At 61.4% G+C, this 26,083-nt stretch carries 26 protein-coding genes; 11 read left to right on the top strand and 15 right to left on the bottom strand.

All coding sequences use genetic code 11. The features are described from left to right. Positions 1-153: 153 nt before the first annotated feature. The gene (locus P8K07_10290) at positions 154-864 is read right to left on the bottom strand and encodes a hypothetical protein (GenBank protein ID MDG1958904.1); all 711 of its coding nucleotides are present in this window, start codon (positions 862-864) and stop codon (positions 154-156) included. 180 nt (positions 865-1,044) lie between these two features. On the opposite strand from P8K07_10290, the gene P8K07_10295 reads away from it, so the two are divergent. Next, the gene (locus P8K07_10295) at positions 1,045-1,893 is read left to right on the top strand and encodes a PaaI family thioesterase (protein MDG1958905.1); all 849 of its coding nucleotides are present in this window, start codon (positions 1,045-1,047) and stop codon (positions 1,891-1,893) included. Between the two features lie 8 nt (positions 1,894-1,901). Here the strand turns inward: P8K07_10295 and P8K07_10300 are convergent, their stop codons facing one another. The 10 genes from P8K07_10300 to P8K07_10345 all read right to left on the bottom strand — a co-directional run bounded on the left by P8K07_10300 (position 1,902) and on the right by P8K07_10345 (position 12,044). Continuing rightward, the gene (locus tag P8K07_10300) at positions 1,902-2,780 is read right to left on the bottom strand and encodes an LLM class F420-dependent oxidoreductase (GenBank protein MDG1958906.1); all 879 of its coding nucleotides are present in this window, start codon (positions 2,778-2,780) and stop codon (positions 1,902-1,904) included. Positions 2,781-2,857: 77 nt separating this feature from the next. Further along, the gene (locus tag P8K07_10305) at positions 2,858-3,301 is read right to left on the bottom strand and encodes a hypothetical protein (protein MDG1958907.1); all 444 of its coding nucleotides are present in this window, start codon (positions 3,299-3,301) and stop codon (positions 2,858-2,860) included. Further along, the gene (locus tag P8K07_10310) at positions 3,298-4,329 is read right to left on the bottom strand and encodes a phosphotransferase family protein (GenBank protein ID MDG1958908.1); all 1,032 of its coding nucleotides are present in this window, start codon (positions 4,327-4,329) and stop codon (positions 3,298-3,300) included. The genes P8K07_10305 and P8K07_10310 overlap by 4 nt, the downstream gene beginning before the upstream one ends. Before the next feature lie 56 nt (positions 4,330-4,385). Next, positions 4,386-5,930 (bottom strand): AMP-binding protein, encoded by a 1,545-nt coding sequence (locus tag P8K07_10315; GenBank protein MDG1958909.1) that lies wholly within the window; start codon positions 5,928-5,930, stop codon positions 4,386-4,388. A gap of 32 nt (positions 5,931-5,962) precedes the next feature. Then, entirely contained in the window at positions 5,963-7,075 is a 1,113-nt protein-coding gene (locus tag P8K07_10320; protein ID MDG1958910.1) for an acyl-CoA/acyl-ACP dehydrogenase, read from the bottom strand. Between the two features lie 44 nt (positions 7,076-7,119). Then, positions 7,120-8,298, bottom strand: coding sequence for an acyl-CoA dehydrogenase family protein (locus P8K07_10325; GenBank protein ID MDG1958911.1), 1,179 nt, complete (start codon positions 8,296-8,298; stop codon positions 7,120-7,122). 399 nt (positions 8,299-8,697) lie between these two features. Next, complete coding sequence (locus P8K07_10330) at positions 8,698-9,273, bottom strand: histidine phosphatase family protein (protein MDG1958912.1); 576 nt, start codon at positions 9,271-9,273, stop codon at positions 8,698-8,700. Next, on the bottom strand, positions 9,270-10,025 hold the full coding sequence (locus P8K07_10335; GenBank protein ID MDG1958913.1) for an adenosylcobinamide-GDP ribazoletransferase: 756 nt from the start codon (positions 10,023-10,025) through the stop codon (positions 9,270-9,272). The genes P8K07_10330 and P8K07_10335 overlap by 4 nt, the downstream gene beginning before the upstream one ends. After that, positions 10,025-11,071 (bottom strand): nicotinate-nucleotide--dimethylbenzimidazole phosphoribosyltransferase, encoded by a 1,047-nt coding sequence (cobT, locus tag P8K07_10340; protein MDG1958914.1) that lies wholly within the window; start codon positions 11,069-11,071, stop codon positions 10,025-10,027. The genes P8K07_10335 and cobT overlap by 1 nt, the downstream gene beginning before the upstream one ends. Positions 11,072-11,486: 415 nt before the next feature. Beyond that, positions 11,487-12,044, bottom strand: a complete 558-nt coding sequence (locus P8K07_10345) for a hypothetical protein (GenBank protein MDG1958915.1) — start codon at positions 12,042-12,044, stop codon at positions 11,487-11,489. 500 nt (positions 12,045-12,544) lie between these two features. Here P8K07_10345 and P8K07_10350 point away from each other — a divergent pair, with 500 nt between their 5' ends. Beyond that, the gene (locus P8K07_10350) at positions 12,545-12,877 is read left to right on the top strand and encodes a hypothetical protein (GenBank protein MDG1958916.1); all 333 of its coding nucleotides are present in this window, start codon (positions 12,545-12,547) and stop codon (positions 12,875-12,877) included. Next, entirely contained in the window at positions 12,874-13,227 is a 354-nt protein-coding gene (locus P8K07_10355) for a metalloregulator ArsR/SmtB family transcription factor (protein MDG1958917.1), read from the top strand. Before P8K07_10350 ends, P8K07_10355 begins: the two co-directional genes overlap by 4 nt. Before the next feature lie 35 nt (positions 13,228-13,262). Here the strand turns inward: P8K07_10355 and P8K07_10360 are convergent, their stop codons facing one another. Then, complete coding sequence (locus P8K07_10360) at positions 13,263-13,721, bottom strand: nitroreductase/quinone reductase family protein (GenBank protein MDG1958918.1); 459 nt, start codon at positions 13,719-13,721, stop codon at positions 13,263-13,265. 199 nt (positions 13,722-13,920) lie between these two features. On the opposite strand from P8K07_10360, the gene P8K07_10365 reads away from it, so the two are divergent. From P8K07_10365 to P8K07_10385, 5 genes are all read left to right on the top strand, one after another. After that, positions 13,921-14,085, top strand: a complete 165-nt coding sequence (locus tag P8K07_10365) for a hypothetical protein (GenBank protein ID MDG1958919.1) — start codon at positions 13,921-13,923, stop codon at positions 14,083-14,085. Beyond that, positions 14,085-15,836 carry a hypothetical protein gene (locus tag P8K07_10370; GenBank protein ID MDG1958920.1) on the top strand — a complete coding sequence of 584 codons (1,752 nt, stop codon included), beginning with the start codon at positions 14,085-14,087 and terminating at the stop codon, positions 15,834-15,836. Before P8K07_10365 ends, P8K07_10370 begins: the two co-directional genes overlap by 1 nt. 79 nt (positions 15,837-15,915) lie before the next feature. Continuing rightward, complete coding sequence (locus tag P8K07_10375) at positions 15,916-16,371, top strand: hypothetical protein (protein MDG1958921.1); 456 nt, start codon at positions 15,916-15,918, stop codon at positions 16,369-16,371. A gap of 118 nt (positions 16,372-16,489) precedes the next feature. Further along, positions 16,490-17,962 carry a sulfatase gene (locus P8K07_10380; GenBank protein MDG1958922.1) on the top strand — a complete coding sequence of 491 codons (1,473 nt, stop codon included), beginning with the start codon at positions 16,490-16,492 and terminating at the stop codon, positions 17,960-17,962. 142 nt (positions 17,963-18,104) lie between these two features. After that, on the top strand, positions 18,105-18,770 hold the full coding sequence (locus tag P8K07_10385) for a TetR/AcrR family transcriptional regulator (GenBank protein ID MDG1958923.1): 666 nt from the start codon (positions 18,105-18,107) through the stop codon (positions 18,768-18,770). A 9-nt stretch (positions 18,771-18,779) separates the two neighbouring features. On the opposite strand, the gene P8K07_10390 is transcribed toward P8K07_10385, so the two are convergent. Beyond that, complete coding sequence (locus tag P8K07_10390) at positions 18,780-19,979, bottom strand: THUMP domain-containing protein (protein ID MDG1958924.1); 1,200 nt, start codon at positions 19,977-19,979, stop codon at positions 18,780-18,782. Positions 19,980-20,112: 133 nt separating this feature from the next. Here P8K07_10390 and xylA point away from each other — a divergent pair, with 133 nt between their 5' ends. From xylA to P8K07_10405, 3 genes are all read left to right on the top strand, one after another. After that, entirely contained in the window at positions 20,113-21,429 is a 1,317-nt protein-coding gene (gene xylA / locus P8K07_10395) for a xylose isomerase (protein ID MDG1958925.1), read from the top strand. Between the two features lie 28 nt (positions 21,430-21,457). Then, positions 21,458-23,707 carry a CoA transferase gene (locus P8K07_10400; protein MDG1958926.1) on the top strand — a complete coding sequence of 750 codons (2,250 nt, stop codon included), beginning with the start codon at positions 21,458-21,460 and terminating at the stop codon, positions 23,705-23,707. An 84-nt stretch (positions 23,708-23,791) separates the two neighbouring features. After that, positions 23,792-24,268, top strand: a complete 477-nt coding sequence (locus P8K07_10405; GenBank protein MDG1958927.1) for a nitroreductase family deazaflavin-dependent oxidoreductase — start codon at positions 23,792-23,794, stop codon at positions 24,266-24,268. Here the strand turns inward: P8K07_10405 and P8K07_10410 are convergent. Then, the gene (locus P8K07_10410; protein ID MDG1958928.1) at positions 24,265-25,320 is read right to left on the bottom strand and encodes a WYL domain-containing protein; all 1,056 of its coding nucleotides are present in this window, start codon (positions 25,318-25,320) and stop codon (positions 24,265-24,267) included. The two genes, P8K07_10405 and P8K07_10410, sit on opposite strands and share 4 nt — an antisense overlap. 101 nt (positions 25,321-25,421) lie before the next feature. Further along, positions 25,422-26,012: a 2-hydroxychromene-2-carboxylate isomerase gene (locus P8K07_10415; GenBank protein MDG1958929.1), complete on the bottom strand. Its 591-nt coding sequence runs from the start codon at positions 26,010-26,012 to the stop codon at positions 25,422-25,424. Between the last annotated feature and the right edge of the window lie 71 nt (positions 26,013-26,083).

A 26,083-nucleotide genomic window follows, 5' to 3' on the forward strand; every position in this document is an offset into this window, starting at 1 on the left:
TCCATCTCGACCTCCACCGTCCGCCTTGACGCACAAACGCCGCGCCCAGCCCGCTTCATGAGCAGGCCGCACGCGGCGTTTGGAGACATCGATTTGTGTTCGTCGTCGTTTTTCAAACAGCCCGCAGGTGCGGGACGGGCGGGGTGCGCCTAGTCACTCACAGGTAAGGAAGTATAAGGCACCATTGATAGGGATGCCTGTGGGACTGATATTTGAAACAAAACTCACGTTCGCTTCCCAATCAAACTCAACGCATCCAGAGGTAGCCGCGGTGTGTCCGACATAATTGTTGGGGGAACACCCCATAGCCTCCGGATGTTTCGCGGCGCAGGCGCTACACATCGCGCCAATCGTGCAATTGTAGCCCGGGGTGCAAGTGTCGGTGCCTGCATCATAGGTGCCGCCGGCATCCGTACAGAGCGCCGCGTTGTCCGAGGTGATATCGACGGCATCTACCGCGTCATCAATCAGATCTTGAATATCTTGGTAAAGTGGCAGGTCGCCGGAGTCGAGGCCGTAATCGGCCAACGCGACACCAGCAGCCACTAGATCAAGCGCCTTGATCGCATCGACCGCTTCCTGATTCAGGCTGCACTCGGCTTCGGTGACATTCAGCTTGTCGTTCACAAACTTGGTCTTCGCTTTGGCAATGCCTTGGTCGAACTTGGTCACGCACTTGGCGCGGTCTCCCGTCTTGCCTTTCGCCTCCAGCAGATTGGCGACCTTCAGGCATTTGGCGAAGTTCATCTCCGTCTTGGCGCGGAAGACTTCGCACTTGTCTGCGTTACTCAGCGCGGCATCAGCCGGGACGGCGGTAAACGAGAAAGCCAGCGCGATGGCTAGAGGGAGGATTGTGGTTTTCATGGGATCTTGCTCCGTTCGTGGTTAGTCGATCTTGGACTACAAGTAGTACCTTTGGATAACCGCGACCGTCAACAGAGAGAGCGAATTCCGGAATCCATGTGACGAAGACGGGATAGGGAACGACCCTGCCCCCAGAAAACCTTGCGAGATCAGTTGCTTACGGCTAAAGCTTGGAGAAGAATGTCATCGCCTGACGTCCCACCCCGCGAATACCCCCCACCCCGACATATTCTTCGCGATCTACAGTTGGAGATGGAAACCGGGCCCGAAAACTACTTTCGATCGCGGATGCCCGTGGTGCCCGAGGTCCTCTCCCCCGACGGTCGGGTCGAAGCCTCGGTACTGGCAACGCTGGCCGACCTCGCAGGGGCAACCGTCACCTTCCAGTTTCTGCTGCCTGACTGGATGGCGACCGCTGATCTGGCCCTGCATGTGCTCGAGGCGCCCGCAGGCCCGACGTTGGTCGCCCGCGCCGAGATCCTGCGCGCCGGCAGGCGGAACATCATCACCGAGGTCACCATCGAAGATGAGGGGCCTGCCACACCGAGACCCGTCGGCCATGCGACCTTGACGTTCGCCCGCATTGAGCGCCCCGAGCTGACCTTGAACCTCAACCCCGTCGACGCGCCGGTTGCCCGAGAGCGGAAATCCTTCGGCGCGGCAGGCGGTGGCCTGCATGCCGCGCACCGTGAGCAGACGGGAATTGAGCTGACGGACCCCGAAAACGGCATCTGCACGCTGCGTCGAACCGACTATACCCTGAACTCGTTTGGCACATTACAGGGAGGATCTGTGGCTGCATTGGCAGAGGCCGCCGCCGAATCGCTGCTGACCGCGCGCGGGTTCTCGGCCATTACTGAGGACCTCACCGTCCGCTACCTGGCTCAGGGGCCCAAGGGGCCCTACCGAAGCCAGGCGTTCTTGCTGCGCTGCCGCGAAGATGAGGCGCTGGCCCGCGTCGAGGTTCATGACACCGGGACCAACACCCTCATGAGCGTCGCCGATATTCGGCTCCGCCTTCTCGGCTAGGTCCCGCTTCAGAGAAGCGCTGCCGCCAGGGTCTCCCACTCAGCCGTCGGTACGTGCGACATATCGGGTCCGACCACCTGCAGGCAGACATGATCAGCACCCGCTTCCTGATGCTGAATCACGCGCTCTCGAATGACTTCGATATCGCCCCAGGCAACAATTGCATCCACGAGTCGATCGCTGCCGCCGTTTTCAAAATCGGCCGCCTCGAAACCGAGGTTCTCCAGATTGCGGCGGTAGTTGGGCAGGCCGATATAGATCTGCATATGGGTCCGGGCCCATGCGCGCGCCTTTTCGGGATCCGTCTCGAGACAGACCGCCTGTTCGGGCGCGAGGAATTTATCGGGGCCAAGAGCCTCGCGGGCCTTCGCCGTATGGGAAGGCGGCACGAAATAGGGATGCGAACCGGCCGATTTCTCGGCGGCCAGCGCGAGCATCTTGGGGTGCAGGGCAGCCAGAACTCGCTGCGGCGGCTCGGCCGGGGTCGCCGCAAAAAACGGCGCCTGATCCATCTTGTCGAGATATTCGCGCATATACGTCAGCGGCTTGTTGTAGGCATGTCCACGAACGGAATCGACCATGGGAGCATGGCTTACGCCCATGCCGAGCAGGAAGCGTCCATCGTAGGCTTCACAGAGCGTCTTTTGCGCCGACGCCATCGCCATCGCATCGCGCGCCCAGACGTTCGCGATCCCGGTCGCCACGACCAGCTTGTCGGTCCCCGCGAGAAGAAGGGCCGAGCTGGTAAAGATCTCGCGCCCCACCGCCTCGGGAATCCACAAGGCACCAAAACCGAGATCCTCGATCTGTTTGGCACAGCGCTGGGACTCCTGCGCCGGCATCATGTCGAGAAAGGCCCAAATTCCAATTTTTCCAAGATCGATCATGTGTTGACGATCCGGTTTGGCAACAGGAATTGCAACCCGAGTCGCGACCCGACTCGCAAACCGCCGTGCCACAGCGCTCAGAGAGGCTGGGAGGCGAGCGACCTTCTTTGGGTGGAAGCCTTCAGCTCCTCCCACATGCGCTGCTCGAGTGCGGCAGCCGGCGGCGAATCGATCTCTTCGAGCGCTGCCTGCAAATCCGCAAACACGGCGCGCATCCCGTCGTTCTCTGCCTGCAGGATCGAGACACGCAGGGAGTTTTGCGAGACCATCGACGCCTCGAGACGCCCGACCAGATCGGCATCCTCGACCAGATCGTCGGCATCGCGGAAGATCTCGCGCATCGCGGCATTTTCCTCGTGCAGGCGTTCGGCCATCTTGTCGGCATCCTCGGCAAACATCATGAGAAGCACGCCGGCGAGCATCGAAGATTTCGTCTCGTAGGACCCACGCGGTGCCACGACCTGCCCCATCAAGAAGCTGGCAGCGAGAGTCTGCGCAATTTTCATCGGTTGTACGCTCATCGTCGCCTCTCCATCACCGCCAGAGTCCCCACATCCTGCGATAGAGCGATCGACCACGCCGACAGCGCCATCACGACATCCTTGTTGGAACCCTCGACGTACTCGCGGGCGGCCGTCACCCAGATTGCTTGTCCCTTCACACAGGAAAACAGCTGCCACCAATACAAGGCATCCCGATCCGCCTCGCGACCGGCAGCCTTCTCCCAGATCGAAATTGCCTGCTCGGGGAGAACCAACCCTCCTGCTCGATCATCTTTCGCAAAATGCCATAAGGGAGAGAGGCTCCAACCGAGATCCTCGAGAGGGTCTCCCAAATGAGACATCTCCCAATCCAGAATGGCCTGCACGCCTTCCGTATCGAAAAGGAAGTTTCCGCTGCGGTAGTCGCCGTGCACGACACCAATGCGGTCCGGCGGCGGGGGCGGATTGCGACGCAGCCAACGAATCGCTGCCCGGGTTACGGGCTGCGGCGTACGCTCCTCCTTGTCGAGAATGGTCTCCCATTTATCCAACTCACGACGCCAGCATTGATCACGCTCGGGCACCTCGAAGGCTTCGTTGAGCCCGACATCGGCGGGGTCCAGACGCGCCAAATTGCCGAGAATCGTCCATTTGGACTCGGCCAGCTTGTCGGCCAATGGGGCGTAGGTGGGGGACACCAGATCGGTCAGGTCCGAGCTGTACCCGCGCAGCTCCTCCATCACGAAAAACGGCGCACCCAACCAGCCGTCGCCTTCCTCCAGCCACAGAGCCTCCGGCACCGGAATCGCCGTGCCGAGCATCGCCCGGTAGGCCGCAAATTCCACGCTGCGCTCGGTTTCGATCAAACTCCCCTCGGGGTCGCGCCGCAGGATCAACCGGCGTTCCCGGGTCTGCCCATCTTCATCGTACTGCAGCCGCAGTCGGTAGGTTTCGCGCGAAGCTCCCCCATGAATCCGATCGACCTCGTCGACCAGAACATTGCTCACGTCGGGAAGCTTTGCCGCAACAAATCTTGCCAGCCCCGTTTCAATCGAATTATCAGCCACTTCTCGGAGTACTCTCAGGCGAAAGCCGGACTTGCAAGACGCAAACGCAACAATCCCTACCCCGCAAACGGAGAGCGATCGCCCCAGAGCTCCTGGCGCACCTGATGGCGCAAGAGCTTGCCCGTGCCGTCGCGCGGCACCTCCGTGCGGACCAGAAAGCGACGGGGCCGTTTGTACCCGGCCAGACGTTGCTCGCAGGCAGCTTCGATTCGCGCCACTGCCGCGTCTTGCTCGGCAGCCGCCGCCGGAGCGAGCACCAGGCAGGCAACAACGCTCTCGCCGCGGATCTCGTCGGGCTCACTGGTCACGCAAGCATCGGCGACCTCCGGGAGTCCATGCAGCAGGTCCTCGATCTCGGCCGGATAGATATTGACCCCACCCGACACGATCAGATCCGCTTTACGGCCCGAGATAAACAAATAGCCCTCGTCGTCGAGGAAACCGATATCTCCCACCGTAAAAGCACCCTCGTCGAGATAGGCGTCGTCGGTCTTCTCGGGTTCATTGCGGTAGCGGAAGGTGCGTCCGGCCGGATTGCGGAAATAAATCACCCCCGAGGATCCTGCGGGCAGTTTCTCGCCCTCCGGTGATCGGATCTCCACGGACATGCCTCGCGTGGCCCGCCCCACCGTCCCGGGCCGGCCGAGCCATTCGCGGGCATTGGCGACTGTCATGCCCCCTTCGGTCATGCCGTAATACTCGGTCAAAATCGGGCCCCACCACGCAAGCATCTCGTGTTTCAGAGGCTGCGGACAGGGCTCGCCACCGTGCAGGACGCAATTGAGCGCGGGTGCCGAAAATCGCGCGCGCACTTCCTCGGGCAGACTCAGAATTTGGCGGAACATCGTGGGCACCATGCAGGTCGAATGGATTCCGTCGGCAAGTGCCTCGAGCGCGAGTTCGGCATCCCAGCGACCCAAAATATGCATCGGCGCCCCGGCTGCCAGAAGCGATAGGCTGAAGGCCAGAGGTGCCCCATGAAAAAGCGCCGAGACATTCAAATGGGGCCCGAAGCTCGGCACCTCAAGGATGCGTGCAAATTGGGAACTCGCCGCAAAGGCATCGGCAAACGGCCGCGCGACATCCATCGCCCGCATCACACCCTTGGGGCGCCCCGTCGTGCCCGAGGTATAGGACATGCGGACGCCGCATCGATCGTGCGGCAAGGGTGCTTCGTCCTGCTCGGACAGCCAGTCCTCAAAACTCTGATTGAAACCCTGCTCGACACCCTGCCCGGGACTCTTCCCGACGCCCTGATCCAGATCCAGAACCGGGACGGCTTGTGCGTCGGCGGTCTCGCGAGCCACGGCACCGTCAGTCATCACCAGGCGCGTATCGGCGTCCTGAAGCACATAGGCCAACTCTTCGGCGCGCCAACCGGTCTTGACCGGTGTCACCACCATCCCGGCACGCATGCCGGCAAGAAGGCTTTCGATAAATTCCCGCCGATTGCTTGCCGAGAGAACGATATGGTCCCCGGGCACCAGCCCGAGACCCTCAATTCCGCGGGCGAGCTGGTTGGTCCGCGCCTCGAGTTCGAGCCAGGACATCGAGCCGCGAGCATCCACAAGCGCCGGAGCCGACGGGTTTGTTCCCGCCAATATCCAAAGAGGCGGCGCCTCCTGCATGCGCCCTAATCCACCACCAACCGGCCCAATGCCTGCAGCTGGCGACTTTCACCGCCCATGGTCAAACCGAGATGCCGCATGGCGAGAAAAAAGCGATGCAGCGGATAGTCCCGGTCCACACCGACACCGCCATGGAGGTGCTGGGCAGCATGAAGCACCCGATCCCCACCGGTGGTGGCCCAATAGGCGGCGATCGCTACTTCGGTCTCCGAGGGCAATCCCTCGGAGATTCGCCAGGCAGCCTGGCGGGCCACAAGTCGCAGAGCTTCGGTATCGATGTAGGAATCTGCAGCCCGGTGGGCGACGGCCTGAAACATCGCAATCGGCTGATCGAATTGCTTGCGGGTCTTGATATAATCCGACGTCAGGGCCAAGGCCGACTCGCAAGCACCGACCGCGTAGGAACAAAGTGCGGCATTTGCCTGCAAGACCATTTCCGCGACAATCGGCGCGCCCTGATCGAGGCCGCCGACGATCGCCTCGGACGCGACCCGAACCCCGTTGAGCCTGATATCGGCCTCGGGCTGACCAGTCGTGGTATCCAGTGCGGTCAGATGCACGCCGTCAGCTGTGGGATCCACAAGAAAGATCGTGATCCCGTTCGCGGTTTTCGCCGGCACCAGAATCTGGCTGGCGAGTTCCGCAGCGCGCACCGCAATCTTGTGGCCGTCGAGAACCCATCCATTTCCGTCCGCCGCCGCTGTCGTGCCAGGATCCACCGGTTCCCGCAAATCCTCGAGAAGAGCGGCGGTGACGATCTGCTCGCCCGAGGCAATCGCGGGCAAAAGTGTTTTTTTCTGTTCTTCGGTTCCGTGAGCGGCCAGAGGCATGCCCCCCAGGACCACGGTCTCGAGCAATGGCACCGGTGCGACCGTCTTGCCGACCTTTTCGAGAATCGCCGAAAATTCCAGAAAACCCATGCCGGCCCCACCATAGGCTTCCGGCAAGGCCACACCGATCAACCCGCTGGTGCCCAAAGTCTTCCACAAATCGGCATCGAAGCGTGGGCCTTCGGCGCGCTCGATGGCGCGGATACTTTCATGCGTTGCCTTCTCGGTCAGAATCTGGTCGGCCAGATCGACCAGCGCGGTTTGTTCTTCATTCAACGAAAAATCCATATCGACTCCTGCTCTCTGCCTGCCTTGACTTGTATCTTCGGGATTTAGTGACGAGGAATCCGGGGCAAACCCATCCCGAACAATCCGATGAGATCTCGTTGGACCTCATTGGTGCCGCCACCAAATGTCAGGATCAGCAAGGAGCGGTAGAGATTCTCGAGACGCCCGCCAATCACGGCCGCTTCGGAGTCGGCGCTCAGGTAACCGCGAGGACCGAGCACCTCCATCAGCATGCGAACCGAATCCAGATAGAACTCGGTCCCGTAGACCTTGATGCTCGAGGCATCCGCCACATCCAGAGGGCCTTGCTCGGAGGCCCAGGCAACCTTCCAGTTAAGCAACTTCAGGTATTCCAGACCGGCCCGGATCTTGGCGAAGTTGGCCTGGACCCATTCCTGGTCCGCCACGCGCTTGCCGTCCGGCATCCGGGTTTCGCGGGCCCAATCCATACAAGCCTCATAGGCACCGGAAAGCATACCGACGGAACAAAGAGTCACGCGTTCGTGGTTGAGCTGGTTGGTGATCAACGCCCAGCCGTCGCCCGGATTCCCCACCACGCCCGAGGCGGGCACTCGCACGTCATCGAGGAATGTCGTGTTGATGTCATGCGAGGACAATAACGTCATGGGGTCGACCTTGATCCCCGGCGTCTTCATGTCGACGACGAAAATCGACAGGCCCTTATGCTTGGCGACCTCCTGGTCCGAGCGCGCAGCAAGCCAGATGAAATCGGCGTCGCCGGCCAAGCTGGTATAAACCTTCTGCCCGTTGATCACGAACTCATCGCCTTCGCGGTCGGCTCTGGTGGTGAGGGACGCAAGGTCGGTACCGGCGGCAGGCTCGGTGTAGCCGATACAAAAATGAATCTCGCCTTTAAGAATCTTGGGCAGGAAGAAGGACTTCTGCTCTTCGCTGCCGAACTTCATGATCGAGGGACCGACGGTGTTGATGGTCAGCATCGGCACAGGCGCTCCCGAGCGCATCGATTCATCAAACCAGATGAATTGCTCGATCGGGCTGAGACCACGGCCGCCGTATTCCTGCGGCCAGCCCACGCCCAACCATCCGTCCGCGCCCATCTGCTTCACAACCGAGCGCATCACCTCACCGGTGCCCTGCCCCTCGTGAAGACCGCGGACGACTTCCGGGGTCAGCAAATTCTCATAGTACGAGCGAAGCTCACTGCGGAGCGCTTCCTGTTCCTCGGTATATCCAATGTACATATGCTCATTGAATCAATGGGGTCGGAAGGAGTCAATGGTGAAGTCGCTTGACCTTCCTCTGCCAAACTCGATGAAGGCGAGGGAAACTCATGGAGATTCAGCGACATAGAGAAGGCAAGTGGCGACTTTAGACCGTGGATCCGACGCCAGAGAGCCGCGAGACAAAGGTGGTCGAGGCTGACTCGGATTCAGCCGCACGCGTGCGGCCCGGTGGGGAGCGACCGCCCGACCCTCGCTGAGGCTTGGCGCAAAACTCCGGGGCGGCTGCCGCTCCGGGAAGCTCCGGGAAGCTGCAGCAAGACCAGCGAGAGAACAAGCGCGATTCGCGATGTCCGACTATCCCGCGCCAGCACTGGGGATATCCTTCCTTCTCTTCGCGAGGCCATTGGGCGGCCTTGCCTAACTGGAGATACTTGGTCTTCGAAACCGGTCCTGAATCGAATGCTGGATCGAATGCTGGATCCAGCCCAGAAAAGGATTGTCAGATGCCATCGCTTCCTCCCAAGTGGCCCCACCCAAGGCTCGAAAGACGCGAATGACGCCTGCGTGGGTCACGATCGCGTCTGTGGGTGACGGCGCCTGGTCCTCCAACCACCCCCCGACTCGGCTGGCAAAGGCATGCAAAGATTCTCCACCCGGGGGCGTTATCGTCTGCCAGTCCGCACACCATGCGCGCCAACGCGGGCCATCCTCGGCGTCGATCGCATCGTACGTCCGGCCCTCCCATTCTCCGAAGTCCATCTCGCGCAGCCGAGCATCCGTGCGCACCGGCACCGACCAGGCCGCCGCCAAGTCACGGGCCAATGTCGCGCATCTCGGAAGGTCCGAACTGAACAACTTTCCCGGCCGAAAAGGCGCCGCCTCCATGGCCAATGCAACGGCGTCCGCACCGGATATGGTGGTCTCGATGACCGTTTGCCCCACACACCTGCCTTGGCGGTCCACAGGAGGGTGACGTAGCGTCCAGATCGTCACGTCGAAACCAGCGCCATCAAAATGACCAACTCCGAAACCTGCTGCAGTGCTCCCATGAAGTCTCCGGTCAACCCGCCGGCACGTCGCTGGAAATAAACCCCCAGCACCACACCGACCACCACCATCCCGAAAAGAGCCTCCAGGATCCCCCGGGCCGGGACGCCCCAAGCCCAAGCCGCCCCAGCGATCAATACGACCCAAGCCATGGCGATCAGCGCCTGCACCCGGCCAGACCGCGCCACATCTCGCGATTTGGATTGGGGGTCGTCTCTTCGGGCATAGGGCTGCAGTCCCAACTGCATGACCGGCAAGGCTCGCGACAAGGATTGGCCCAGAACCAGACCGACCGGGGCCAGAGCGCCCAGGTCAACCAGCAGGCTTACCTTGAGCAATAGAGCGACGATCAAGGCAAGCGCACCAAAGGCACCGATGCGGCTGTCTTTGAGAATCCGCATCACATTATCCCGGTCGTAGCCTCCCCCAAGTGCATCGACCGAGTCGGACAGACCATCTTCGTGAAATCCGCCGGTCACCAGAATGCCCAGGGTGACGACAACGATCGCCCGGGTGGGATCCGAGTAGCCGTCCAGTCCTACCCACACCAGAACTTGCAGCAAGCCGATCAGGGCACCCACCAGAGGAAACCAGATGGATATCCATTCCCAGGTTTTGGGCGGATAGGGGAACCCGCCCACCGGTATCCTCGTGAGGAACGTGAACGAGGCACGAAATGCGCGCAACCACTCCGGCATCACTCTGCCTTGTCGGGCACGGAGGCCTCTTCGAACGTCGCCATTTGGTTGTGCAAGGCAACGCTGGCCTGGATCAGCGGCAAGGAGGCCAAGGCGCCACTCCCTTCGCCCAGCCTCATGCCGGCATCGATCAGGGGAGAGGCGCCTAATGATGCGAGAATCCGAGCATGGCCGGGCTCGCCGGAGCGATGAGCAAACCACATATGGTCACGTATTTGCGGATCGTGTCGGGCGGCTACCAGCGCTGCACTGCTCACGATGAACCCGTCAACCAGGATCGCCATGCCCCGTTCTGCCGCTCGCCCCATGGCGCCGACAATGGCCGCGATCTCACGTCCACCCAATCGGCGAAGCACGGCAAGGGGTTCGTCTGTACCTAGCGTTCGGTCAAGAGCCTTCTCGACCAGGGCGCGTTTGGCTTCCAATGCTTCGCCCTGCACGCCCGTTCCGGGGCCGACCACTTCGGCTGCCGTCGTTTGCATCAAGCGAGCGCTGATGGCGGACGCCGGGGTGGTGTTGCCGATGCCCATTTCGCCAAAGATCGCGATCCGGGTTCCCGTAGGCAACGCATCCACGGCCTCTGCGCCTGCCTTGAGGGCAGCCTCGAGCGCGCGCTCGTCCATTGCATCCGACGTTACAAGGTCGCCAACGACCCCTGCCGGATCGACGCGGGTCCAATGGAGTCCCGGTCCCGGTTGGGGGTCGGGGTAGGCCTCGGTGCCTACATCCACAACATGAAGAGGGATGCCGTTCATCCGAGCCAGAACCGAAGCGGCCGCGCCGCCGGTTGCGAGGTTGATCACCATCATCGGCGTCACCTCGCGCGGGTAGGCACTCACGCCCATCCGGGAAACGGGGTGATCCGATGCGAATACGATGGTCGCCGCAGGGTCAGCGATCGGTTGGTCGGACTGCTGGATATCGGCCAACCAGACCGCGACGTCCTCCAATGCACCCAGAGCGCCTGCGGGCTTGGTCAAACGCGCCTGACGCGCCAAGGCCGCGGCTTTGTATCCGCCGTCACGGGTCGGAATGTTCCATTTCATGCTAACGCCATCACCCTGAAACCTCGGAGGCTCAGCCTACTGAATGGAACCTCTTTTAGCCAAGGGAAGCATGGCTGTCCCGAGGCCCGCCGGCATATCAAGGTCGAGCCGCACGTCACCGTCGGGATCCTTGACCAGCAAGCGCAGGTCCGGGGGCGGATCGCCCTCCCTCCACACGCTCGAAAATCAGCCCGGCTTTGTATTCGAGCTTGCCTTTGGCCATCACGGAGTTGGTAGCCCTGAGGAGGGCGCGGCAGGCCGGGCCAGCGCCCGTGCCGGGGGCGCATGCAGACTTCTGGCTGGTCAGCCGAGCCCCGAAGCTCAGGGCTCGGGCTAGCCGAGCGCCAAGCAAGTCAATCGGTCTTTGCCGCGCAGCCCTGCTCGTTGGACCTGCCCGCGCGGCCTGGTCCAATTTCTAGGGCTGATACTCCAGCGACGAATGGTGCGTGGCGATTCTCGGCGTTCCCAAGTCGTCTTTGACGAACACCCAGGTCTTGTCGACCGAGGTCTTGTTTCCGTCCTTGTCGGTAAAATGCACTTTCCCCATGGTCGTTGCGCTATCGCCCGTAATGAAGATGGCCGCGTTTTCGATCTCGCACTTCTTCCAGCCCTTGAGCGCAAAACCATCGTCGTTGGGGAACGCCGAGTCTCCTCCGACAAAATAGGACAGCGCGCCATCGCGGGTCGTACGGAAGGTCTGCGGGTTCACCGTCAGTGTGGGCTTAAAGAGAACGGCGCCCATCTGATACGCGTACGCCCCATCAATTACCTGGCCCGCGAGAGCCTTGGCAGCCGCGTGGCCTTCTTTCGTGTGGACGTTGCCGATATCGAGCAACGCCTTGCACCATCCTTGCTGCGCATCCAGCACTTCCTGTTCCGACATGGATCGATCAACAACGACGGTTTCACTCGCGGCCGCGAAGTTCGCGCCAAGACCAATGACTGCTGCCACCAACCAAATAGACAATTTCATTTTTCGTATCCTCTGGCGCCAGGCAAATGATCCCGGCCGAACAAGGCTGCCGCATCGGACAGTCAGGGCTATGGAGAAAATTCCGAATTTGCGGGATTATCCCCTTTCCATCGCAGATTCAAGAGACCGACTGCTCAGCCGGAAAGCTGTGCCGCCCCGGCCAGCAGCCGCAGAGATCTCGCGCCCAAACCTCTCCGGGGATGCCGCCGGACGCCGAACCTGTCGTCTCCGGAGGAATTGCTGCAGGTAATCCTACCCTCGAAACAGGACGCGGCGTCGCTGCCACCGCGCCGAAGGTTTCGCGGGATGGCTCATACGGATCTGGACGAATTTCCAAGGGATTGCCTCAGGAAATCGGCCACAATGCGTGGCTGTGGACCATCGCTCCGCCCGGAAGGGCCCGGCCCGACACCGGTTCGAGACGGAACAGGGCTTGACTCGCCCGCATCATTTCTATACTTCATGGATCGTTGAATTGATGAATTGAAAAGGAGCTCAACATGAAGCACGAGACGCACGACGGACATAATCACGCACACGGCACGAATTGCGGTCATGTGGCGATCCGCCACGACGGACACGTCGACTACCTGCACGATGGCCATATGCATCACGACCACGAAGGACACGTCGACGAGTGTCGTGTCGAGATCGGTGACACGAACCCGGATGGATGCCGACCGGCCGCCGCAGAGGCCGAGCACGTCCATGGAGCCAGTTGCGGACACCCTGCCGTGCCGCATGGGGATCATACCGACTATCTGGTCGATGGCGTGCTGCACCACCCGCATTCCGATCACTGCGACGACCACGGTCGCGTGGACGTCGTTTGACCAAAAGCCATCGTTCGCCGCCGGATGATTCGTGCAGCCACGAGCCGCACGAGCATCAGCCCAGCGCGCCGGCAGTCATCGAGCGGGCGGCGGCACTGTTCCGCTGCGCAGGCGACGAAAGTCGCCTGCGCCTACTCGAACTGCTCATGACTGGCGAGCATTGCGTCACCGAGCTCGCAGAAGAGCTGGACGAAAAAATGTCGACAATGTCCGAGCGGCTGCGCTTGCTCCGAGCCGATGGGCTCGTCAGCCGACGCCGAGAGGGCAAGCATATGTATTACCAACTCGCCGACGACCACGTACGAGCCATTCTCCGCATGGGCCTGGATCACGCATCCGAGGATCTCTAGGCTCGGATGCAATCGATTTCGCGGGCGGAATAAATCTAGCCGAGGTCGACCCGCACCACGATCAAATCTGCCGCCCCGGCGGCCAGGCTCTCTTCCCTCACCTGCTTTTGCGCATCGAGTTTCAGCGCATAGATCGGGGCGTCCCGCGGCACCGCGGCGATGAATCGGCGCACGCCATCACGCAGCGCTTCACTATCGCCTTCGAATAGCCGGGCATGACCCGGATAATATTTTCCGGCGATTTCCATCTCGACCGGAAGAGCATCAGCGCCGCGAAAATTCATCCACCAGCGGGTCGTTGTGGCCGAGAGCAGCCAAATCGTTTCGCCCTCCCGCATAAAGCTCAGCGGCGTGTCCAACGAACGCCCGGTGCGGCGGCCCTTGAAGTGCAAGATACCGATGCTGCCACTCGCAATCCCATGCAGGGGCGATCGCAAAAGAGCACGCATCACGGGATTCAGCATGTAGCGGTAAAAGGCGGCTTGGGCAGTCATGAGAGAGAGCCTGACGGATCGGAGAACAAAACGCATACTCTGCACGACCTGCCCTTGATTCGTCAAACCGGACCCTGCGATCAGATGTCCGCCTCTCCCCCGGCCGCCACTGATTGCGGCATGCAATGCACGCAATGCCCCGGAGTCGCCCGCCTGGATCGTGCAGGCATCATTTCTGCGTTTGCAAACGGCCCCCGACTTGGCTGAAACTCATCAAATGCATGAACAACGCTTTCTACTCGCCATCGGCCTGCTTCTTGCGGCCTCTTGTGGCGACTCGAAGACCAGTGACAGTCCGGGCGACGAGGTCAAAAATCAGATGGAGAGTTTCGAGGAGTGCATCCTCAATCCCGGACACTCCTGATGCGGAGACTGTTTCAGAAAATCTTTCGCTGCTGCCTCGCGGCTGCGGCCCTGCCGCTCGGCGTTTTGCTCGCCAGCCCGGCATCCGCTGGTGGAATCAAGGATGATCTGATCCGTGAGCAATTTGCACTTGGACCCGAAACGGTCGAGGCACTGAAAAACCGTTGTGACGACACGAGCACCGGGACCGAATGCCTCCGCCTGTTGCGAACGATCTACGCGACCCCGCGGGCATTGGATACGGATGCGCTGAGGCGAGCCAAGACCCGCAATATTCGTAATATTCTGGCGGAAATGATCGTCAGCCGTCAGAACGCAGTTCTTCCCGAAGGCGCAATCCCGGCGCGCTTTCGGCCCCTCGGAAATGGTTCGTTGGTGCACCTCGAACCGCAGGTCGCACTATCTCCGGGAGTCACCTACCAAGTTCTCCTCGAGGGCCTCCCGGTGCGCACCCTCCAGACCGGGACTTCATCGCCGGCACTCCGATCCTCAATGGAAGCCTCGTTCCGCGAGGCGACCTCCGGGCGCGAGTTATCCGAACTCGAAGTTCCTCTCGCCAAGTTGCAGCGGCAACTCGAAGACCAGGCTGAAACCGCGACGGGCGTGCCCACGTTGGCGGGCGTGCGCATTCTTCTGGAACATGAACTCACCGCTGCCGAGTTGGAAAAGCTCCGCGTGGGATTTCTGCCGGTAGCCGAGCCCTCCGCTTCAATAACGTCGCTATCGATCGCAGACTCGGTAGGCGCGCTTCGAGCGAGGCATGACGCGCTGGATACCTTGCCGTGCAGTCCGGTTGCCCTGCGCGCCGATCGAATGGCTCCCGGAGCCGAGAAATGGCGAGGCCGCTTCCCCTCTCTCGATGAATCGGGCTCGATCGTTTGGTTGCCGTTTCTGATCGCCCTGCCCGCGCCGGGAGAGGAAGCGATAGATTTAGTGTTCCTGGTCGACGGCCTGGGGGGAAGCATGGAGCGATTTGCCACAGATCAGATCCGCAGCCTGCGCGCTCGCGGGCTCGGCGTCGTCGCCGTCGAACTGCCCGCCCATGGCATGCGACACGACGGCGATCGCTACATGAACGCTCAAGATCCCGCGCGCCTGGCGAGGTTCCTCCAGTTGGGTGCGCTCGATGTCGCAGCCGCGATCCGGCAAGTCCGCCAATGCGGCCTGGCGGTGCCGGGCGACCGGGCGCCGACCGCCGGCGCTATTCGCTATCTCGGCTACTCACTCGGCGGAATGACCGGGATTCTCGTGCGCGCCATCGTGCCGGAGATCGATCGGATGGCACTGGTCGCACCTTCCGCGGATCTGGCCGACTGGCTCCTCCTCCAGGTGGTCGCCGGAAGCGGCGTTCCGATGCTGACCTGCCTTGGCGGAAAAAGCGCTGGTGAGAACTGTTTTGGCCATGGCCAATGTCCCGGAGGTGAATGTGTGATTGATCCTCTTCTGCAATCCGCGAGTCGCCATCTTCGCTGGTCCTGGCAGGTAGCGGCGGCAGGCGCCGATCCGGCCGACTACGCCAGTCGACCCGCCGGCGATACAAAGCTGCTGATCGTCAGCGGCGGCAAGGACGGGATTCTCGCGCCGCGGCAAACCTATCGATTGGCCGAAGCGCTGGGCATGAAACCCGCCGGGCCGCACCGATGGAGCGGGGACAATACCCTTCTCGAAGAGTGGCCCGATTTGGATCATGGCTTGATCAGCCATCCCGAAGTCCGCGCTCGAGTCCAGAATTTTCTTGCCGCAGCACCTTAAGGGCGTCCGATCGAATAGAAGGCCCCATGTGCAAGAGCGGTCGACCACCACAGAGCCCCGAGGGGGCGGAGGAGCACCCATGCAGAAGCCCAGATTCAGACATGCAGATGAAGAAAAATGGCAAGAGGTGCGGGCGGTCGAAATCGATGGTCGTCGAGCCTGCGTGCGAGAGAAGTGGCTTGAATTTTCCAAAAATTGCCTTTCCCTGGTCGCCGACTGGGACCCCGGGATGATGATTCACAAGCACGGCCATAATAGCGATCACATCCTCTACGTGATTTCGGGAGAAATGAGCTGCGGCGACGTTGTCTGCAGTGCAGGCATGCATATCACCCTCGACCAGGGAGCAGCTTTCGGCCCCTTCGTTGCAGGTCCGGAAGGTGTTGTCCTGTTTGAGGTCATGATGGGCGACCCACGCTCCTGGGCGGCAGACCCCGAAGGCTTTGAGCGACTCCTCAAACAAAAGAACGCGAGGAAGTTACCCAACCCGGAGATCAACTTGCCGGACTGGCTCGAGGATACCCGCAGCACCTAGGCGGAATCGCGTCGGGGCCTTTCGGACCTGTAGCGCCACCGTCAGGAACAGTCCTCGAATCAGCATCCATCCGACCAGGCGAGTTCTTGACCGTCGGTTTCAGGTCCGGGTAGTTTGCTTGAATCGAACTGGGGGTCAGGCAATTTTGAAGTGGCAACAACATCTAATCTTGTTTCTGGTCGCCCTGGTGGCCGGCACTGGCGCCGCGTTTCTCACCGTCGACCTCCTCTTTCCCGAGGAGGAAGCCTCGATCACCGAGAGTGCCCCGCCGCGACAAGACAACGTCGTCCTGATCAGCATCGACACGCTGCGGCCGGATCATCTAAGCCTCTACGGCTACCCTCGAGAGACCAGCCCGGAGATCGACGCCTTTTTCGGCAAGTCCGAACTTTGGAAGAATGCCTACGCCGCAGAAGCCAGCACTGCGCCGAGCGTGGTCTCCCTCCTGACCGGTCGCCTGCCGCAAAACCACGGCGTCCGACTTTTCTACAGGCACCTCGGCGACGACATCCCGACATTGGCCGATATCCTGACCACCAACGGCTACGATACGAGCGCCATCGTCTCCAACATCGTCCTGACCGCAGAAGCCACCGGCCTCGATCAACGGTTCGACCATTACGATGATTTTGTCGATGAACGCGAAGGCATCCGAAAGGTCTGGGAACGGCGCGCCTCTCGGACCACCGACGCCGCACTCGAATGGCTCGGGAATCGCGCCTCGAGCGCCTCGCCCCATTTCCTTTGGGTTCATTATATCGACCCGCACGGTCCCTACCGATCGCCGGCCGACAAGCCTCGCAGCTTTTCCCACGAAGGACGTCAGGAAATCCCCCTGAATCGAGTCCCGCGCTATACCCGACTCAAGGAAGACCCTACCGACGGACTCCTCTATATCGACCGCTACGACGAGGAAATTGCCTATATGGACCGCGAAGTCGGCCGACTGCTCGACGAGTACAAGACAGCCGGCCTTGTGGAAAACACGATTTTTATTTTCACGGCCGATCATGGGGAGACCATGACCGACGCCGACCGCTACTTCACGCACGGTTACGACACCCTTGAACCGGTCATGCGGGTGCCGCTGGCCGTGCGGCGTCCCGGCAATCCCGACGGCGTCTCGACCCAACCCGTTTCCACGATGGATATCGCACCCTCGGTTCTCGCCTGGCTGGGCCTGCCGGTGCCCACCTATATGGATGGTTTTCCACTTGGCGACCGCCCCGCCGAAGCGCCTGTTTCGCTCGAAGCGACCAGCCGTAAAAAGCAGATTCGCGCCGCCATTTCCGGCAACCGGAAATGGACCGTTCGACGAGATGCCCAAGGAAAGGTGCAAAGCCGACAAACGGGCCAATTCCGCGAGACCGACAGCCCTCTGGCAGCGACGGTTATCGCTGAGCCCGAGGCAGGAGACTGGGTCGAGTCACCTGCCGCCGAAGTTTTGGAACATTGGATGCGGGATGATTCCTATCCGGAAAATTTGACCCCGGAAGGCGCACCTCCGCAATGGATCTCGGGGCCAAAAGTCGCTCCGGGACGCAGCGAGAAACAGATCGAAGGACTGCGCGCGCTCGGATACGTCGAATAGCACCGCCGACGAGTCCGATTCATCGGCCCGGAATCTTGCCCCCGCACAGGGACCCTTCCCAGCGACCCGAAAAACAACCCGCGAACCAAGCCTTTTCGGGCCGATTGCATCCGGGTCGGTCCTATCGTTACGCATTGATGAGATGGAGCCCGCTGCCACACGTATTCGCAAGCAAGACCTCGCCGAAGCACGCACCCGGATGTACCGGGATCTGGTCTTTCAGGCAGGTGAAAAGGTTTTTGCACACAAGGGTTTCAGCGAGAGCAGAATGGAAGATATCGCGGCGGAAGCCGGGATATCGCTGCGAACGCTTTATGCGACCTATCGAGGCAAGAAGGAGCTCTACCGACAGATCGAAGAAACTCGGATCGGCCAGCTTTTTGCCTCTGTCGTCATCGATACAGGCCTTCCCCCCCTGCCCCGGCTCCTCGCGGTGGTGCGCTGCTACCTGACTTTCCTCACCTCGCATCCCGCCTACCTGCGCATGCATCTGCGGCAGGGACAGTCCTGGGCCGTCCAGATCGGAGAAGGACCCCAAAATATGGAGGGCCGGATCGAGTTGGGTGTCCCCGAATTGGAAAAGATTTTTCGGGAAGGCATGCAAGACGGGACATTCTTCGATGGGGACCCCGAGGTTGCCGCTAGACTGATGCTCGCCAACCAGCAGATCCTGCTGGCGGATTGGGTGCGACGCGGCGCGCCCGGGAATCCCGATCAGATCCTCGAGACCGTGATCACGCAAATCGAACGCAGCTTTGTCCCTCCGGCCAAACTCGGCCACGACCTCTCGCTCGCCGCGCGCGCCTGAGCAGCAGCGTCAGCTTCGCCAGCCGGGACCGGATTTTTCAGGCGGCTTTGCCGAGATCGGAAACTCGAGAAATCGGCATTCGATGGGTCCGTTGAAAACAGGACGACGCGCCGAGGGCTTCAGACCCAGAGCGCCCGCATGAAACTTGTTGGCAACGATCACGCCGGCATGCCAGCCGAGAAACTTGCGCCGCAGGCGGTCCCCAAACTCTTGATAAAGACCCACCAACGCCTCCGGGTCCCCGAGCCTTTCGCCATAAGGTGGATTGGCCACCAGAAGACCCGGCGGGGCGTCCGGCGGCGGCGCCAGCGAGCGCATATCGCCTTTCACCACCTCGACCAGGGACGCGACGCCAAGCCGCGAGAAATTCGCGCGCGCATCGCGAATACTGCGCCGGTCGACATCGCCGCCTGCGAGCAGATTGGGGATCTCTTCGATCGGCAGGAGCTTCGCCCGGGCCTCTTCCTGCAGTTCCCGCCATACGTCGGGCTGATGACCTGACCAGCCCACAAACCCGAAAGACTCCCGGCCGAGTGCGGGCGCCCGTTGTTGCGCGATACCGGCGGCCTCGAGCAGCAAGGTACCCGAACCGCAGAAAGGATCGTAAAAAGATTCGCCGGCGGCTGATCGCTCGGGCCACCGACAAAACAGGAGAAGTGCCGCGGCCAAAGTTTCGCGCAACGGGGCGGCCCCGGACATCCGACCGCCACCTCCGCGCAAATGCAAAGGTGCGCCGCAGAGATCCAGACTGAAGGTCGCTACCGAATGGTCGAGATAGACGTGAATGGGTACGTCGGGGTTTGCCGCATCGACATCGGGGCGCACGCCCCGTTGATCGCGCAGACGATCCACGATGGCATCCTTCACCTTGAGCGCGCCAAATCGAGTGTCTCGGATTTCGGGTGATTTGCCGACAAAGGAGACCGCGATCGTGCGATCTCGATCGATATGATCCTCCCAGGCCACTTCGCGAGCCCCGGCGTAGAGACCATCGGCATCATGCACCTCCGCCCGCCCGAGGCGAAGAAAAATTCGGCTGGCAAGCCGGGACCAAAGCACCGCACGATAGCCGTCACGCAGGCGGCCCTGAAATTCGACCGCCCCGCGTTGCGGCTTGACCTGACGCATTCCCAGACCTCGCAATTCCTCTGCGAGAACTTCCTCGATCCCCCGGGTGGAGGTCGCAACAAAATGGAGAGCCCGTGCCATGACGTCCCCGGAACCGTTACCAGCTAAAGCGCTCACAAGCTCGCGCAAAGGCCTCCGGGGCGATTTCTCCAGCCCGACCCATCGGATTCACCCCGGGCGTTGGCAAGTTGGCCTGCTGTGATACCACCCCTGTATGCAAGAGTTCTTTCCCGGCATCGGAAAAATCCCCTTCGAAGGACCGCGGTCCAGCAACCCCTTTGCGTATCGGTTCTACGAAGCCGATCGAATGGTGCACGGCCGCAGAATGGAGGACCATCTGCGCATTGCTGTCTGCTGGTGGCATACCCTCTGCGCGCCCGGCAGTGATGTTTTCGGGGCGCCGACGCTCAACCGGCCCTGGCATGCCGCGGGCGGCGACGAGATGGCGCAGGCAAGGCAGAAGGTCGCCGTTGGTTTCGAGTTCTTCGAGAAGCTCGGGAATCCCTATTTCTGCTTTCACGACCGCGACATCGCCCCGGAAGGAGACACTCTTGCCGCGAGTTGTGACCTTTTTGATCGGATCCTTGAAGACGTCGAAGCCGCGATGGCACGCAGCGGCACCAAACTCCTATGGGGCACGGCCAATCTTTTCGGTCATCCCCGCTACGCCGCCGGTGCCGCTACCAATCCCGACCCGGAGATCTTCGCTTATGCGGCCGCCCAGGTTAAGCATGTCCTCGAGGCGACGCATCGGCTTGGCGGCGAAAATTATGTGCTTTGGGGCGGACGCGAGGGCTACGATACGCTGCTCAACACCGACCTGCGCCGTGAGCAGGAACAACTCGGGCGGTTCTTGAGTCTCGTCGTCGAACACAAGCATCGCATCGGTTTCTCCGGCACCATTCTCATCGAACCGAAACCCTGCGAGCCGACCAAGCATCAATACGACACCGATGCCGCTACCGTGATCGGTTTCTTGCGACGCTTTGGTCTGGAAAAAGAAGTAAAGCTTAATATCGAGGTCAATCATGCCACTCTGGCCGGACATTCCTTCCATCACGAAATTGCCTGGGCGCTCGCCGAAGGCATGCTCGGTAGCGTGGATGCCAACCGAGGCGACCCCCAAAACGGGTGGGATACCGACCAATTCCCCAACGATCACGTCGAGCTGACGCCTGCTCTTTTCGAGATTCTCAAAGCCGGCGGACTCGACAGCGGCGGTTTCAACTTTGACGCCCATTTGCGGCGACAGAGTATCGCACCCGAGGACCTCTTCCATGCCCATATCGGCGGGATCGACACACTCGCCCGAGCGCTTCTTTGCGCCGAAGCGCTATTCGCTGATGGCGCTCTGCAAGCGCACGTCGATGAACGCTACGATGGCTGGGAGGGTTCTCTTGGCAAGGAGATCCTGAGCGGGGAGGCGTCTCTTGCCGATCTGGACAAACGGGTCCGTGATCAAAGTCTGGACCCCTCGCCACGCAGCGCGCGACAGGAAATGCTCGAAAACCTTCTCAATCGCTTCACCTGAGGCGCGCCGAGCCCGAGGAGAGACGGCCATGGCTGCCAATTCCACAGATACGCCCCTGCGCGGTATTGAGGTTATCGATCTGGCCGGAGAAGCCGGAGCGATGACCGGCAGGATTCTCGCTGATCTCGGGGCCAGCGTGGTTCGTCTGGAAGCCCCTGAGGGCGATCCTCTGCGCGCTACAGCGCCCCGTGACGACCATGGGCAGTCGCTGCGTCATCGGGCATGGAGCCTTGGCAAGAAACTGGAACGACTTGATCGACCAGCCGACCTGCCCGCTCGGCTCTCCCACGCCGACATCATTCTCGATACGCCTGACGCTACTCCTTTCGGAAGGCTCGACCCGGCAATCGCCCCGCAATCCGTCTGGGTCCGCATCACTCCTTTCGGTGCCATCGGCCCGCGGGCCCATTGGCGCGGAACCGACCTCGGAATTCTGGCCTCCACGGGCAACCTCTTCGCCACAGGCGAGCCTGACCGTCCCCCCGTCCGATGCGCCGAACCTGTCGCCTACGCTCACACGGGACCGGAAGCCGCCTTCGCCGCGCTCACGGCGCTGGCCAGCGGACGGCCACAAATCGTGGATCTGTCGATGCAGGAGACCATCCTCAGCGCGAATATGGGCGGCCCGGGCAATTTCCCCGGTACCGGTGAGCGCGGATTGCGCAAGGGCGCTGTCACTGGACGCACGCGCGAAATTTGGCGCTGCCGGGATGGGTATGTGAGTTTCGGCTTGCGGGGCGGTCGAGCGCGGCTCAAAAGTTTGGCGATTTTGACCGACTTGCTGCGCGAGGAAGGCTTGCTCAACCCGGCATGGGAGGAGCGGGATTGGCTGAGCTATGACGCCAAAACCGCAGCGGAAGCCGAGCTACGATCGCTGGAGGAACCGCTCGGCAAACTCTTCTCTCGTCGCTCGATGCGGGAATGGTACCAACTTGCGTGCGAGACAAACCTGATGCTGGCCCCGGCGGCAGGCCCCGACGAGATTCTCGCGCGGGCGCAAAATCAGGACCGAGAAGTTTTTCATACCGAGGGTGAGCTCCGCGGGCTGCCGGCGCGGATGGCACTTTGGCGAAGCGGCCCCGATACCGGCCTCTCCCAGGCCGTCGAGGCAACAAGCAACACGCCGGATCAGGGCTGCTGGGAGGGCCTTCGCGTTGTCGAATTCGGCAGCGGCGCCGCCGGACCGATCGCAGCCCGCTACTTTGCGGAAAACGGTGCTACCGTCATCAAGGTCGAATCCAGAGAAAGACCCGATTTCCTGAGGGCGATGTGGGCTCAGGCCAGCCCGCATGGGCTCGAGGGCTCCCCTCTCTTCAGCGCGCTGAACCCGGGCAAGAAAAGCATCACCCTGGACCTCAAGGACCCCACAGGTCTCGCTCGCGCCCGCGACCTGATCCAGTGGTCCGACCTCGTTCTGGAAAACTTTGCCCCCCGCGCCATGAGGGGCTTCGGTTTGGACTTCGAGTCTCTGGTGGCCGACCAACCCGACCTGATCATGATCTCCACCTGCCTGAACGGACAAACTGGCCCGCACCGCAACTACCCCGGGTTTGGCGGACAAGGCTCGGCGCTCGCGGGCTATAATTTCCTCACCGGATGGCCGGATCGCGAACCTCTCGGCCCCTACGGCACGATCACGGATTCGCTGGCGCCTCGCTTTACCGCGACCCTGGCTGCGGCCGCCCTGCTCCGCAGGCGCCGCAACGGACAAGGCGGGCATTACGACCTCTCGCAGGTCGAGGCGGCCGAGTATGCTCTGGGGCCCTGGCTGCTCGCCTACGCCCAGACCGGGAAAGCGGGCACACGTAACGGAAATCGGCATCCGGACGCGGCACCGCATGGCGTCTTTCCCACCCGTGGCAAAGAACGCTGGATCGCCATCGCCTGCCACACCGACGCGCAATGGGTTTCGCTGGCCGAGGAACTGAACCTCGCCACAGAAGGCCGCGCCCGTGCGGCCCAGCGCCAGACGGATCTCGATTCACTGGAAAGCGAAATCCGCCAGGCCACCAAGGAGCTCGACGCCGAAGCTTTGGCCACGCGCCTGCAGGAACGCGGAATCGAGGCAGTTCCCGTAGCCGACTTCGGTGACGTCTTTGGAGATGCCACGCTCCGTGCCCGCGACCACTTCCAAACCTTGCAGCACCCAATTCTCGGCGAACGCTTCTATGAGCGCAACGGTTTCCGCATGAGTCAGGCAACGGCCGGGTACCGTGCCCCGACACCATTGCTCGGCCAGCATGACGACGAGCTTGCACAAATTCTCGCTGGCGACTGAAGCGAATGGCGGTCGATCCGCATCAGGGCTCGCGGCGTCACCCGGGAAGATGCAGAGAGGGGCAAAGCAGGATAAAAGCTCCCCATGAGTGAAGAGAAGCCCAAATACCCGCCCTCCACCGAAGCCCAGCTGCGAATCGCAAAACCCCTTCTGAAGATTGGCGGCCGCATCAACACCTGGATCTACCGGGCCACGGGCGGCACATGGGGACGCAGCTTTTTCGGAGACGGCGAAGTCGGGATCTTGCGGGTCACGGGTCGCAAGAGCGGGAAGATCTTTGATATCCCGCTCTGTTTTGCGCGAGACGGCGAGGACGTGATCATCATTGCCTCACAAGGCGGGATGCCCAAGCACCCACTCTGGTACCTCAATTTGGTCGCCAATCCCGAGGTCACCTTCGAGATCGGGCCCAAGCGTGTCGACTACCGCGCCGAGACCGTGCCAGAGGGCGAAACCCGGGAACGACTCTGGGCGCTCGCAATGGAATCCTACGGGGATTTCGACAACTATCAGGCTCGAACCACGCGCAAGATCCCGGTCATCCGACTCTCGCCGAGCTAATCTCCGTTATAAAGACGCGCCGCCGCCTGGTGTTCCTCGGCGACATATTTGCGCAGATCGGATGGGCTCAGGACCTCGATGTCGCGTCCCCAGGAGAGAATCCACCAAGCCAACTCCTGCCACCCGCGCAGCTTGGCCTTCAGCAAAACGTCGCCACCTTGAGTGGTCGACAGCCGAACGGTTCTTTGGTGCAGGCGCTCGGGAACCTGCTCGGCCGCGCGGCCCGACAAACGCAAGGCAACCTCGCATTCCTTTCCACTCCAGATGCCGAACCCGTCACGCGTCATTTTTTCGGGATCGTAGTCTTTGGGAATGCGGAACTTCTCTCCGGTTACCTCAAGCTCCTCGATGCGATCCACCGCAAGGTAAATAGGATGTGCGTGTCGATCGGATGCCCCGAGGATATAGATCGCGTCCCGGTACAACACCATCGTGAAGGGATGAAAGGAATGCCAATTTCGTCGCCCCGACGGCTTGCGATACGCAAGACGCACCGTGCGACGCCTCAATACGGCCTGAAAAAGGACATCGAGCACCTCATCGTGATCCCGGTAATCCTTTGGCGCGAACGGCACATAGAAAAAGCGTTTCTCGATTTGATCGAGGGCTTCCCGCGTCTTCAACGGAAGTTTTTTCAGCGTCTGTTGCCACAGAACGTCGCCACTCTCGCCCACCGCTGTCCCCCGCAGCGCACGCAAAGCTGCCACCGAGAAAAACATCGCTGCAGCCTGATGTGCGGCCGGATCGACACCGACTTCGGCGCCCCGGACACGCAAATGCCGACGAGCCCCTTGCTGACGGACTTCGACAAGAGGCTGGTTGGTCTCGTCGAATAAAGACTCCTGCAGGATCTTGGTATAGCGGGTCATCGTTCGAGACGAGACGTCCAGCTGGTCTGCGAGGGTCTCCAAATCGCGTCCCCCCGGAGTCCGCAAAAGTTCCAGAAAGACTTGCAGGCAACGCTTGGTCGCCCCGTAGTTCGGCTTGCGAGACTCGCCTGCCTTTTCGACTCCCTTCGCTGCAGCCATCATCTGCGGCATCTCAAATTCCACGGAGAATCGCAAGTTTCTCCGGCAAGAACCGACAACCGTTGTCTTTTTCGCCGGAAGAGTCGGGGGCGTCGAAAGGGCCCGGAATGCCCGCAACCTCGGGATCAGGTCAGAATTTTCTCGATATACGGAATCCGGTCAGCGCCAAAGAACATCTCCTCATCGAGAAAGAAGGTCGGAGCCCCGAAAGCCCCGCGCTCCACGGCCTCCTCGGTCGTATCCCGCAGCTCTGTCTTCACATCAGGCTCCAGAGAAGCCGCAAGCAGGGCCTCCGCGGGCAATCCCGCTTCCCGCAAAATACTGGCGAAGACACGCAGGTCACCAATCGCCTTCCCTGACCCCCAGAAGGCCGTGTAGACCGCTTGATGAAAGGCATCGAAAACGCCCTCACGCTGTGCCGCGTGCGCGGTCCGCATGATTTGCAGCGTATTGATCGGCCAGCCCGGGGGGCTCTCGAACGGAACCCCGTAGTGAGCCACCGATCGCCGTAGCTCCACCGCAAAATGACGGCGCTTGGCCTCGACCGGTTCGGCCGCGGGCGAATGACTTCCCACAGATTTGAACACTCCGCCCAACAGCATCGGGCGATAGGCAACTTCACAGCCGGTGCGCTCGATCAGACCGGGCAGTTGCGTGTCGGCAAAGTAACTATAGGGGCTTCCGTAATCGAAAAAGAATTCCAAGCGCTGGGCCATGAGCCAACGTTAACCTAACGAGTCTCACCTTGCCTCCCCAAATGGCGCTCCCCCTCGCGATAGTGCAGAGC

The sequence above is a fragment of the Candidatus Binatia bacterium genome (assembly GCA_029248525.1).
Lineage (GTDB): Bacteria > Desulfobacterota > Binatia > UBA12015 > UBA12015 > UBA12015.